The organism is Leucobacter sp. NPDC077196, assembly GCF_040687075.1.
Taxonomy (GTDB): Bacteria; Actinomycetota; Actinomycetes; order Actinomycetales; family Microbacteriaceae; genus Leucobacter.
Map to the genome: position 1 here is coordinate 36,404 of NZ_JBFBML010000014.1, position 12,223 is coordinate 48,626.

The 12,223-nt window shown below is 65.4% G+C and carries 10 protein-coding genes and 1 tRNA gene; 9 read left to right on the forward strand and 2 right to left on the reverse strand.

What is annotated here, in order from left to right:
* Positions 1-200 precede the first annotated feature (200 nt).
* The 7 genes from aceE to AB0O71_RS12630 all read left to right on the forward strand — a co-directional run bounded on the left by aceE (position 201) and on the right by AB0O71_RS12630 (position 8,812).
* A complete protein-coding gene (aceE, locus tag AB0O71_RS12600) occupies positions 201-2,927 on the forward strand; it encodes a pyruvate dehydrogenase (acetyl-transferring), homodimeric type (RefSeq protein ID WP_363745817.1) in 2,727 nt (908 codons plus the stop codon).
* 33 nt (positions 2,928-2,960) lie between these two features.
* Positions 2,961-4,172, forward strand: a complete 1,212-nt coding sequence (locus AB0O71_RS12605) for a helix-turn-helix domain-containing protein (RefSeq protein ID WP_363745857.1) — start codon at positions 2,961-2,963, stop codon at positions 4,170-4,172.
* A 114-nt stretch (positions 4,173-4,286) separates the two neighbouring features.
* Entirely contained in the window at positions 4,287-5,207 is a 921-nt protein-coding gene (locus AB0O71_RS12610; RefSeq protein ID WP_363745819.1) for an ACP S-malonyltransferase, read from the forward strand.
* A gap of 19 nt (positions 5,208-5,226) precedes the next feature.
* Positions 5,227-6,231: a beta-ketoacyl-ACP synthase III gene (locus AB0O71_RS12615; RefSeq protein ID WP_363745821.1), complete on the forward strand. Its 1,005-nt coding sequence runs from the start codon at positions 5,227-5,229 to the stop codon at positions 6,229-6,231.
* 100 nt (positions 6,232-6,331) lie between these two features.
* Positions 6,332-6,580: an acyl carrier protein gene (locus tag AB0O71_RS12620; protein WP_010157098.1), complete on the forward strand. Its 249-nt coding sequence runs from the start codon at positions 6,332-6,334 to the stop codon at positions 6,578-6,580.
* A 126-nt stretch (positions 6,581-6,706) separates the two neighbouring features.
* Positions 6,707-7,945 carry a beta-ketoacyl-[acyl-carrier-protein] synthase family protein gene (locus AB0O71_RS12625; RefSeq protein WP_363745824.1) on the forward strand — a complete coding sequence of 413 codons (1,239 nt, stop codon included), beginning with the start codon at positions 6,707-6,709 and terminating at the stop codon, positions 7,943-7,945.
* A 78-nt stretch (positions 7,946-8,023) separates the two neighbouring features.
* Positions 8,024-8,812, forward strand: coding sequence for a glutamine amidotransferase (locus AB0O71_RS12630; protein ID WP_363745826.1), 789 nt, complete (start codon positions 8,024-8,026; stop codon positions 8,810-8,812).
* Between the two features lie 155 nt (positions 8,813-8,967).
* Here the strand turns inward: AB0O71_RS12630 and AB0O71_RS12635 are convergent, their stop codons facing one another.
* Both AB0O71_RS12635 and hemQ read right to left on the reverse strand, forming a co-directional pair.
* A complete protein-coding gene (locus tag AB0O71_RS12635; protein WP_363745828.1) occupies positions 8,968-9,456 on the reverse strand; it encodes a DNA starvation/stationary phase protection protein in 489 nt (162 codons plus the stop codon).
* A 121-nt stretch (positions 9,457-9,577) separates the two neighbouring features.
* Positions 9,578-10,327: a hydrogen peroxide-dependent heme synthase gene (hemQ, locus tag AB0O71_RS12640; protein ID WP_363745830.1), complete on the reverse strand. Its 750-nt coding sequence runs from the start codon at positions 10,325-10,327 to the stop codon at positions 9,578-9,580.
* A 245-nt stretch (positions 10,328-10,572) separates the two neighbouring features.
* Between hemQ and AB0O71_RS12645 the strand changes: the two genes are divergently transcribed.
* Together AB0O71_RS12645 and AB0O71_RS12650 are read left to right on the forward strand one after the other, a co-directional pair.
* Positions 10,573-11,382 (forward strand): GntR family transcriptional regulator, encoded by an 810-nt coding sequence (locus AB0O71_RS12645; protein ID WP_363745832.1) that lies wholly within the window; start codon positions 10,573-10,575, stop codon positions 11,380-11,382.
* A gap of 18 nt (positions 11,383-11,400) precedes the next feature.
* A tRNA-Ile gene (locus AB0O71_RS12650) sits at positions 11,401-11,474 on the forward strand.
* The last annotated feature ends 749 nt before the right edge of the window (positions 11,475-12,223 follow it).

Genomic DNA, 12,223 nt, shown 5'->3' on the forward strand with positions numbered 1-12,223 from the left:
ACCAACTGTAGCCAAACACCGAACAGCGTGCGGATTGTGCTGAAATTGCACACGATGGGCGGCGGCTGAATGATCCTCCGTACAAATTCGATAGTCTGGAACCACACCCGCGAATCCAGCGGGCGCCTTTCGTGCAGCGCGCCGACGCACCAACCAGCGGTTCCGGCTCGTGCACGCCTCATGGTGAATGGAGCACAATCTTGGCTGTCAACACGCAGGATCCCTACGCAAGCGGGAACGAAGATCAGGATCCGCAGGAGACCGCCGAATGGCGCGAGTCGCTTGATGCGGTCGTCGACGAGCGCGGCGCTGGACGCGGCCGCGAGATCATGACGAGTCTGCTCGATCGCTCGCGACAGCTGCACCTCAACGTGCCTCAGGTGCCGACGACCGACTACGTCAACACCATCGCGTCGAACGACGAGCCCGACTTCCCAGGCAACGAGGAGCTCGAGCGCAAGTATCGGTCGTGGATCCGTTGGAACGCGGCGATGACCGTGCACCGCGCCCAGGCTCCCGGCATCGGCGTCGGCGGCCACATCTCGTCGTACGCGTCGGCGGCCTCGCTGTACGAGGTCGGCTTCAACCACTTCTTCCGCGGTCAGGATCACCCCGGCGGCGGCGACCAGATCTTCGCCCAGGGCCACGCCTCCCCCGGCATGTATGCGCGCGCCTTCCTCGAGGGGCGACTGTCAGCCGACCAGCTCGACGGGTTCCGTCAGGAGAAGTCGCATGCGGGCGGTGGCCTTCCGAGCTACCCGCACCCGCGCCTGGCGCCCGAGTTCTGGCAGTTCCCCACCGTGTCGATGGGCCTCGGTCCGATCAACGCGATCTACCAGGCGCAGCTCAACAAGTACCTGACGAACCGGGGCATCAAGGACGCCTCGGATCAGCACGTCTGGGCATTCCTCGGCGACGGCGAGATGGACGAGGTCGAGAGCCGCGGGCAGCTGCAGGTCGCAGCCAACGAGGGCCTCGACAACCTGACCTTCGTCATCAACTGCAACCTGCAGCGTCTTGACGGCCCGGTCCGCGGCAACGGCAAGATCATCCAGGAGCTCGAGAGCTACTTCCGCGGCGCCGGCTGGAACGTCATCAAGGTCATCTGGGGTCGCGAGTGGGACGACCTGCTGGAGCGCGACGTCGATGGCGCACTGCTTAACATCATGAACACGACGCCCGACGGCGACTACCAGACGTACAAGGCCGAGAACGGCGCGTACATTCGCAATCACTTCTTCGGCAAGGACGAGCGTGCCATGCACCTCGTCGACGATTACAGCGACGATCAGATCTGGCAGCTCCGCCGCGGCGGTCACGACTACCGCAAGGTCTACGCCGCGTACGCCGCAGCGCTCGCGCACAAGGGCCGCCCCACCGTCATCCTGGCGAAGACCGTCAAGGGTTACGGTCTCGGCCCGCACTTCGAGGGGCGCAATGCGACGCACCAGATGAAGAAGATGACGCTCGACGACATCAAGACCTTCCGCGACACCATGCGCATTCCCATCTCCGATGCGCAGCTCGAAGCCGATCCGTATCGTCCGCCCTACTACTTCCCGGGCAACGACGACGAAGCGATCCAGTACATTCACGAGCGCCGTCGCGAGCTCGGCGGCTACCTGCCCGAGCGCCGCACCAAGCACAAGGAGCTCACGCTGCCCGAGAAGAAGACCTACGCCATCGCGGCCAAGGGATCGGGTACGCAGGAGGCAGCGACGACGATGGTCTTCGTGCGACTGCTCAAGGATCTGATGCGCGATAAATCGTTCGGTCCGCGCATCGTCCCGATCATCCCCGACGAGGCCCGCACCTTCGGCATGGACTCGTACTTCCCAACGTCGAAGATCTACAACCCCAACGGGCAGAATTACGTCTCTGTCGACCGCGAGCTGCTGCTGGCCTACAAGGAGAGCGCCCAGGGCGTCCTCCTGCACGTCGGTATCAACGAGGCCGGCGCAGCTGCAGCCTTCACCGCCGTCGGCACGTCGTACTCGACGCAGGGCGAACCCCTCATCCCCGTCTACATCTTCTACTCGATGTTCGGGTTCCAGCGCACCGGCGACGCTTTCTGGGCCGCGGGCGATCAGATGGCACGCGGCTTTGTGATCGGAGCCACCGCCGGCCGCACCACGCTCACCGGCGAGGGTCTGCAGCACGCCGACGGTCACTCGGTCGCCCTGGCAGCGACGAATCCCGCGGTCGTCACGTACGACGCCGCGTACGGGTACGAGATCGGTCACATCATGCGGTCGGGCATCGAGCGCATGTACGGCGGCGAGCACCCGGATCCGAATGTCATGTACTACCTGACGGTGTACAACGAGCCCATCGTGCACCCGGCCGAGCCGGAGGATGTCGACGTCGAGGGCATCGTCCGCGGCATTCACAAGGTGCGGTCCGCGGACGCCGGTACGCACAGCGCACAGATTTTCGCATCGGGCGTGGCCGTGCCGTGGGCGCTTCAGGCGCAGGCGATCCTCGCGCGAGACTGGGACGTCGCCGCCGACGTGTGGAGCGTCACCAGCTGGACCGAACTCGGGCGCGACGGTGTCGCAGCGGAAGATCACAACTTCCGCAACTTCGGAGATGAGCCGCGGGTACCGTACCTGACCGAGAAGCTGCGCGGATCCGAAGGACCCGTCGTCGCCGTCAGCGATTGGGCCACGCAGGTGCCCGAGCAGATCCGCGCCTTTGTTCCGAACGACTACTCGGTGCTCGGCGCCGACGGCTTCGGGTTCTCCGATACTCGAGCGGCGGCACGTCGCTACTTCGGCATCGACCGCGAGTCGGTCGTCGTGAAGGTGCTGCAGCGGCTCGCACTGCAGGGCAAGATCGACGCCGACGTGCCTCGCCGCGCCGCTGAGCAGTATCGCCTCGGCGACGTGAACGCCGGCTCGACGGGCGGCGCAGGCGGGGAGTCCTAAACGGACCCCCGGATGCAGCCCGACGTCACGCCCATGGATCGAACGAAAGCGCAGGAGCTCGCGTGGCTCCGCACGATCACCGGCGAGCTTTCGACCCGAACGATCACCCGGCTCGACGATACGCTCCCCTGGTACGGGAATATGCCGCCGAGCCGGCGTTCGGCGATCGGTCTCGTCGCGCAAACCGGTATCAGTTCGTTCATTCAGTGGTACGAGGATCCCACCTCGACGCCCTGGATCGCGTCCGACGTGTTCAGCGCTGCTCCGCGCGAGCTCCTGCGTTCGATCAGCCTGCAAGAGACGCTGCAGCTCATTCGCGTCGTCGTGTCGGTCGTGGAGGATCGCGTCGCCCCGAAGAGCGAAGCACTGCGCGAGGCCGTGCTCCACTACTCGCGAGACGTAGCGTTCGCCGCGGCCGACGTCTATGCCAGGGCGGCTGAGGCGCGCGGCCTGTGGGATGCGCGCCTCGAGGCGCTCGTCGTCGATTCGATCCTGACCGGGGAGAGCGACGACGAGCTGCCGAGCCGCATTGCGGCGCTCGGCTGGCACGGCGATGGCGAAGCGGCGGTGTTGGTCGGCACGGCCGAGCGCTATGTGGATGTCGACCAGTTGCGGCGTTCGGCACGCCACGCCGGAGCAGATGTGCTGATCGGCCTGCAGGGCACGCGGCTCGTGCTCGTGCTCGGGCGCCTCGACACCCCCCTCCCTGAGCCAGGAGCGAACGGTGCAGTCGAGCAGCTGTCTTTCCTCGAGATCGCTCGGCGCCTCTCCGACGGGTTCTCCGATGGGCCGCTCGTTCTGGGGCCCACCGTCGCGAACCTGGTGGATGCGTCGCGCAGCGCTCGAGCAGCGCTCGCAGGCGTCGCTGTCGCGCGCTCGTGGCGTCACGCACCTCGCCCCGTACCGGCCGACGACCTTCTTCCCGAGCGCGCGCTCGCCGGCGATGGACTCGCGCGACGTACGCTCATCGAGCAGATCTACGAACCGCTCGCCGCGCACTCCGGCGAGCTCCTCGAGACGCTCTGGTGCTACCTCGACAACGGAAGGTCGCTCGAAGCGACTGCTCGCGAACTCTTCGTCCACCCGAATACCGTGCGCTACCGCCTGAAGAAGGTCTCCGATGTCATCGGCTGGAATGCCACCGGCGCACGTGAGGCCCTCATTCTGCAATCCGCGCTCATCGCCGGGTCAATCGCACAGCACGGCCGGCGCACCCCCACTCCGAAACGAGAAGCGTCCCGCTAGCGAGCCCTCGTGGCCGATGACGGCGACGCCTCTGACGAGATTCCACAAAGAAATCCGCAAAGTGTGGTCGGAAATATGCAGGCTGCACGGCCATGATCTGAGAAACTGGAACACGTGATTGTTATCGCCTGCCCTGGACAGGGCTCCCAGACCCCCGGCTTCCTCGCCCCTTGGCTCGAGTTGCCGGGAGCCCGCGACTTCCTCGGTGCAGCCTCGGAGCACGCGGGAATCGATCTGATCGCCCACGGCACGCAGAGTGACGCCGATACGATTCGCGACACCGCGATCGCGCAGCCGCTGATCGTCGCCGCGAGCCTCCTCGCCTGGCGGGAACTGTCGGCCCGCGTCTCCATCGCAGATGCCGGGATCGCCGGCCATTCGGTGGGCGAGTTCGCCGCAGCGGCAGCGGCCGGCGTATTGACCGAGGCTGAGGCGCTGCGTCTCGTCGCGGTGCGTGGGCGCGCGATGGCCGATGCCGCCGCCCGCGCCGATACCGGCATGGCGGCCGTCGTGGGCGGCGTCGAAGCCGATGTGCTCGCCAAGATCGACGAGCACGGCCTCACCCCCGCGAATCGCAACGGCGGAGGACAGATCGTCGCAGCCGGAAGCCGTGCATCCTTGGACGCCCTCGCGGCCGATGCGCCTCGCGGAGCGCGCGTGATCGCTCTCCAGGTCGCGGGTGCGTTCCATACCGATGCGATGGCGTCCGCCATCCCCCTGCTGCGGGAGGCCACGGAAAAGGTGACTCCGAACGATCCTCGTCATCCGCTCTGGACGAACGCCGATGGCGTACCGGTCGCCGATGGGCGCCGCTTCCTCGACCTCCTCGTGTCCCAGATCGCGAACCCTGTGCGCTGGGATGCCTGCATGGCGGGCTTCGAGGAGGCCGGCATCACCGGCCTGATCGAGCTCTCGCCTGCTGGCGCTCTGACCGGAATCGCGAAGCGCGCGCTCAAGGGCACGCCCGCCGTCGCCATCAAGACCCCTGAAGACCTCGACGCGGCCGTGGCTCTCGTCACCGGCCCCGCTGCCTGACCGAAACGGAACCGTGCACATGCCTGCTCTCGTGCAGCCCTCGGGCCCTGCTCACTCCCGCATTCTCTCGATCGGAGCCGCGCGCGGCGATCTCGAGATTCCCAACGACGATCTGGTTGGCCCGATCGACTCCTCTGACGAGTGGATCCGCCAGCGCACCGGCATCGTGCAGCGACGTCGGGCGAGTCGCTCGATCGGTGCGATCGACCTCGCGGTCGAAGCCGCCGAATCAGCGATCAAGAAGTCGGGACTCGACCGTGCCGAGATCGATGGCGTGATCATCGCGACCATCTCGAACGTCGCGGTCACCCCATCGATGGCGTCACTCGCTGCTCATCGCCTCGGCTTGACGCCGGCTGCTGCATTTGACATTTCGGCCGCCTGCGCGGGGTACGTGTACGGTGTCGCTCAGGCCGACGCGCTCGTCCGATCCGGCATCTGCCGCAACGTGCTCGTCATCGGCGCGGAGAAGCTCTCCGACATCGTCGACCCGACCGATCGCAGCATCTCCTTCCTGCTCGCCGACGGTGCAGGTGCCGTGGTCGTCGGCCCGAGCGACCACACGGGTATCGGCCCCACCGTATGGGGGTCCGATGGCGAGAAGTGGGACGCGATCCGCGTGACCTCGACGTTCGAGGAATACCGCAACAACCCCGGCGTCGTCGCCTGGCCGACGCTGCGTCAAGACGGGCAGACGGTCTTCCGGTGGGCTGTGTGGGAGATGGCGAAGGTCGCACGCGAAACGCTCGAAGCTTCCGGTATCGAAGCCGCAGACCTCGCCGCGTTCATCCCCCACCAGGCGAACATGCGCATTGTCGACGAGTTCGCCAAGCAGTTGAAGCTGCCAGATTCGGTGGCCATCGCGCGTGACATCGAGACACAGGGAAACACCTCTGCAGCTTCGGTTCCGCTCGCGCTGCACGCGCTGCTCGAGGAGCGCCCCGAACTCTCCGGTGGTCTTGCTCTGACCATCGGCTTCGGCGCCGGCCTCGTCTACGGCGCACAGGTCATCGAGATCCCCTGACCTGGCCGTGACGCGCTCCCCTCGCGCGTCGGACCCGCGCTCCCGACCGCGCGACATACACTTTTCACCGACCGAAACCACGATCAAGGAGAAACACACAATGGCATTCAGCAATGAAGAGGTCCTCGCAGGTCTTGCCGAGCTCGTCAACGACGAGACCGGCATCGCAGCGGACGTCGTCGCTCTCGACAAGTCGTTCACCGATGACCTCGACATCGACTCGATCTCGATGATGACCATCGTCGTCAACGCAGAAGAAAAGTTCGACGTCAAGATCCCCGACGAGGAAGTCAAGAACCTCAAGACCGTCGGCGACGCCGTCGACTTCATCGTGAAGGCTCAGGCCTAAGCACGCGGTATCGAGCGGAGCGCGGCGGCCAGCGATAATTTCGCCCCTGCATAGGGATCCGCCGCGCTCGCTCCTCCCACGACTTTTCCCGATCCCAGCCCTCTCAGAACCCGGAGCACGAACACCATGACGAAGAAGATTGTCGTTACCGGCATCGGAGCCTCCTCGCCCATCGGCGGAACGGCCCCCGAAAGCTGGCAAGCCCTGCTCGCCGGAGAATCCGGAGTTCGTACGCTGGAGAACGACTGGGTCGAACAGTACGGCCTCGCCGTCGGGTTCGCGGGCACCGCAAAGGTCGACCCCGCCGAGGTGCTCGAACGTCCCGTGGCGAAGCGCCTCGATCCCTCGAGCCGTTTCGCACTCGTGGCCGCACTCGAAGCCTGGGCGGACGCCGGTACTCCGAACGTTGAGCCCGAGCGCTTGGGCATCGACTGGGCCACCGGAATCGGCGGCCTCTGGACCCTCCTCGACGCGTGGGACACACTCCGCGAGAAGGGCCCGCGACGGGTCATGCCGCTGACCGTTCCGATGCTCATGCCCAACGCGCCAGCTGCCGCGGTGTCGATGCATCTCGAGGCACGAGCTTTCGCACGGACGGTTGCATCAGCATGCGCATCGAGCACCGAATCGATCGCGAACGCTTACGAACATCTCCAGCTGGGGCTCGCCGATGTCATCATCGCCGGCGGCGCGGAAGCCGCGATTCACCCCATCACTCTCGCTTCGTTCAACTCAGCTCAGGCACTGTCGAAGCGCAATGACTCCCCCGCGACGGCCTCTCGCCCGTACAACACCGACCGCGACGGCTTCGTCATGGGCGAGGGCGCCGGCGCGCTCGTGCTCGAGACCGAAGAGCATGCGCTCGCACGCGGCGCGAAGATCTACGCCGAGGTCGCGGGCGGCGGCGTGACCGCTGACTCGTATCACATCACTGCGAACGACCCCGAGGGCAAGGGTGCGAGCCGTGCCGTCGAGCTCGCGCTGACGCAGGCAGGTGCGACTGCTGACGAAGTTACGCACATCAATGCGCACGCCACGTCCACGCCGGTGGGCGACATCGCGGAGTACACCGCATTGCGCAACGTCTTCGGAGACCGCGTCACCGAGATCCCGGTCTCGGCGACGAAGGCGGCCACCGGCCACCTGCTGGGCGGCACCGGCGCACTGGAGGCCATCTTCACGGTGCTCGCGGTGCAGCACCGTATCGCCCCGCCCACGATCAACCTCGTGTCGAAGGACCCCGAGATTCCGCTCACGGTCTCGAGCGAGCAGCAGCCGCTCGGCGATGGGCCGCAGCTCGCGATCTCAAACTCCTTCGGCTTCGGCGGTCACAACGCCGTGCTCGCGATTCGCTCGTACGAGTAGTCGTCACCGCTCGCACACGCATGTCGGCAAATGACACCCCGTCGCTGCTCGACCGGCGTGGAGCGGTACGGTAGGAGGATGAAGCCGTTCCTGCTCATCACGACGCGTGGGGAAGACGATGTCGCCGCGCACGAGCACGCTGCATATTGCCGTTTGACCGGCTTGCTGCCCGAAGAGCTCGCGTGGATCCGGGCGGATCGCGCTCCGATCGGCACGATCGACTTCGTTCGCTACTCCGGCATCATTCTCGCCGGCAGCCCCTTCACGGTGAGCGAACCGGAGGATCGAAAGTCTCCCACGGAGCGGCGAGTCGAACGTGAGCTCGGGGCGCTGCTCGACGATGTCGTGCGTCGCGACTTCCCGTTTCTCGGAGTGTGCTACGGAGTCGGAACAATCGGCTCGCATCAGGGTGCGCGCGTTGACCGAACGTATGGCGAACCGTCGCAGGCTGTCCGCATCAGCCTGACTGCAGCAGGACGAACCGACGCCCTCCTGCACGAGCTCCCCGAGTCGTTCGATGCGTTCGTCGGACACAAAGAGGCCATCAGCCAGGTGCCGCCGAGCATTACCGTGCTCGCCAACTCCCCGACCTGCCCGGTCCAGGCCTTCCGCGTCGGCGAGAATGTGTACGCGACGCAGTTCCACCCCGAACTCGATACCGCGGCGTTCACCTCGCGGGTGCGCTCCTACGCCGGTCACGGCTATTTCGAGCCATCGCAGGTCGACGCCATCATCGCGACCGCCGAGGGTGCCGACGTGCGCGCATCGCACATGGTGCTGGGCCGGTTCGTCGAGGAGTACCTGGACTCGAACCGTGGGTACCGGGAGCCAGGCGCTGCAGTTGCCGAGGTCGCCAGAGCGAGCTGAGGCGATCCTCCCGGTTCTACCGGATTCACCGGAACCGAGAGCCGTGGTCGGGTGATCCTCGACCTCTCACTCAGCGGGCAGCGAAATGAGAAAGCGGGCGCGATCCCCATGAGGATCACGCCCGCTTATCAGCCGCCGAGAGCGGCGACCGCGTCTTACTCTGCGAAGTGCGACGACAGGAACCAGCGATCCTTGTCGAGCTCCTGCGCGATGGCGATCACGACGTCCTGGCTCACCAGGTCGACGTCATCGAGGCCCTTCACGGCTGCGTACACGGTGGCGAGCGTGGCGTCGAGCTGGGCGACCACCTCGCGCACAGTGACCTTCGACTGCTGGAAGCCGTCGCTCAACTCGGGAGTCGTTGTGCGAGCCGCGACCGTTCCGATGCGAGCGTCGACCGGGAGCCCCAAAGCGACGATGCGCTCCGCGACCGTATCAGCGGCGTTCTGGGCATTCGTCACCACGGTATCGAGGTACTCGTGCACTCCGATGAAGTTCTCGCCGCGCACGTGCCAGTGGGCCTGCTTTCCGTTGACCGCGAGCGCGACGAGGTCGTGCACGACTGGGGTCAAATACTGCGCCACACCGGACGGGCGGTGGAGGTCGCCCTGAGCTGCGGGAACAGTGATCTGCTTAGTAGACATCGAGTGGATCCCTTTCGTTCGTGTGACTGATTACCCTTCACATTACGCCGATTCTCGGGTCGCGCAAGCAAGGCTAGGCTCGCTTAAGATGGCGCGAATTCCCAGATGACGAGCGGGAATATCAGGCGAAGATGCGGCCGAGAAGTGCCTCGGCCGAGCGGCGGGGACCAGTGAAGAAGGGGGTTTCCTCGATCACGTGCCTGCGCGCTTCGGTTGCCCGCAGCTCGCGCATCAAGTCGACGATCCGAACGAGATCGTCGGCTTCGAACGCGAGCAGCCACTCGTAGTCGCCGAGCGCGAACGAGGCGACCGTGTTGGCCAGCACATCACCGTAGTCCCGGGCCGCCATCCCGTGCTCGCGCAGCATCGTGCTCCGCTCGGCGTCGGGGAGGAGGTACCAATCGCGCCCTCGGACGAATGGATACACGCAGATAAACCCCCTAGGAGCGTCACCGGCGAGGAAGGCGGGGACGTGGCCGCGGTTGAACTCGGCCGCGCGATGCACGCCGATGTTCGACCACACCGGCGACAGCCGCCCCCGACTCCACTCCCACAGGGAGCGGTAGGCGCGCTGCAATGCTTCGGTCGTCGGCGCGTGCCACCAGACGAGCAGGTCGGCGTCAGCCCTGAATCCGGAAACGTCGTACCAGCCTCGCGTCTCGAGCCCCTCGATGTCAGCGAGTGCGGAGGTGAGCTCGTGCACATTCGCTGACGCATCGTTTCGTCCAGCTCCGAGTCCATTGGCGAGGCCTGAGCCGTTCGAATCACCGCGATGCTCCTTGAACACCGCGTACATCGTGAAGTTCGTCGCCGCGTTGATCTGCTCGGCTACGTCACGGTGATCGACCTGCGGCCGTACTTCCTCGTTCATGCAATTCCCTTCCTCGGTATGGGATCACCCAACGGAGACCTCATCGCGTTCATGCGAGACTCAGCGCGAGGAGAACTCGGGTGCATGAGCACGCTATCACCGCGGGCGCTGTACATCTGATGTACTACGTGCGGTCACCTCCGCTCTGCGCGGAACGCTGCGGCTCTCCTCGCAGAAGCCGCTCGATCGCAGCGGGGTCCGATACCATTGAACGACCACCCACTCCTTGCACCCAGAGGTTCGCTATGACCACTCCTTTGCGGGGTTCGCAGAAAGCGCGAGACACCCTCGATTTTCTGCGCGAGAAGATCTCTTCGAGTGCCTGGGCAGTCGGCGACCTCATTCCGAAAGAGCCCGAGCTGATGGAGCTGATCGGAGTCGGCAAGTCGACCGTTCGAGAAGCGGTTCGCTCACTGGCGGCGTTCGGAATGCTCGAGACCGTGCCCGGCGTCGGCACATTCGTGCGATCCAGAACTCCGGTGAGCACCCTGCTGACCGAGTTCCTCGCCGACCACGATCTCGAAGAGGTGCTCGTCTACCGGCGCTCGCTCGAGATCGAGGCGGCGCAGCACGCTGCGGTGCACCGCAGCGATGCTCAGCTCGAGGCGCTGCGCGCCGCAGCGATTCGCGACGAGCAGGCGGAACGCGACGAGGTGATCACGTGCGAGCAGAGCACTACGCCGGGATCATTCCATCTCCTGGTCGTCGAAGCGAGCGGCAGCAAACTGCTGCTCGACTTGTATCTCGGCGTCATCTCCGTGCTGCAGCGAGCGAGCGCGCAGGGGCGCGTGATCCTCGGCACGACGATCGAGACCATGCATCTCGATCACGGCGCCGTGCTGCGTGCCATCGAAGCGCGAGACGTGCGCAATGCGGCGCACTCCATGGCACTCCACGTCGACCGAGATCTTGGGCTGCGCACCGACATGCTCGATTTCGGCCGCCACACCGAGCGTGCAGCGTCGCTCATCGGGGCGGGCTATGACCCCGGAGAAGTTGTTGCCCAGCTCTCGGCAGAAGCCGCCCAACTCGAAATCGATGCCCGCCGTCGCTAGGATAAGACAGTTGCCCAGGGGGCGTTAGCTCAGTTGGTTAGAGCACTGGACTCATAATCCATCGGTCGCGGGTTCAAGTCCCGCACGCCCTACTCCTTCGGCTCCCATTGCGTATGCGGTGGGAGCACTCTTGCGCGCATCGGAGATGTTCGACCGCCTACTCGCGGTCTCGGGTGACTGCAGTGAAGACCAGAGTGAGCAAGCCGACGGCGATGGGAGTCAGCATCGTCACGGCCACCGAAACTGGGAAGAACACCGCCCGAATCCCGCTCATCTCGCTCTGAATCGGCACGAATGGGCGAGCAAGTTATTGAGGAGCACGATTACGACCTGTGCGGCAAACATGATCGAGGGAACCCACTTCCACTTATCGAAGCTCTGCAGCGATCGCGCCGCGGCAACTGCGCTGATCAGCGCGACAGAAATGCCGATGACGATCGCAAAGGGTGAAGCTGCAGTAAGCCACAGCGGTGCGCTGTCCTCGCCACCGAAAACCGTTGAAAGCGCGAGCCCTCCCCAGACAAGCAACCAGCCCGCGTAGAAGAGTGCGCAATACGCCGCAAACCGGCTACGGCCGAGTGGGCCCCGTGATGCAAGGCCAGTAAGCGCCAACACGGTATATCCAGCGCTTATCAGAGCGAGAGAAGATACCTCACCCCAGGCGGAGCCGGAGCAGTCTCCCGGGTGGGCGGAGGAGTGTCTGCGGTACGCACTCTCCAGCGACTCCTTGGAGAAGACCGCGAACCCAACGAAGTAGAACTCGATCAGTTGCGCCGCTTCCCCGGTCGGGGAGCGACGCCGGAATTGTTCGCCCCGAGCTCGAACAAGTACGCCGCCGAAC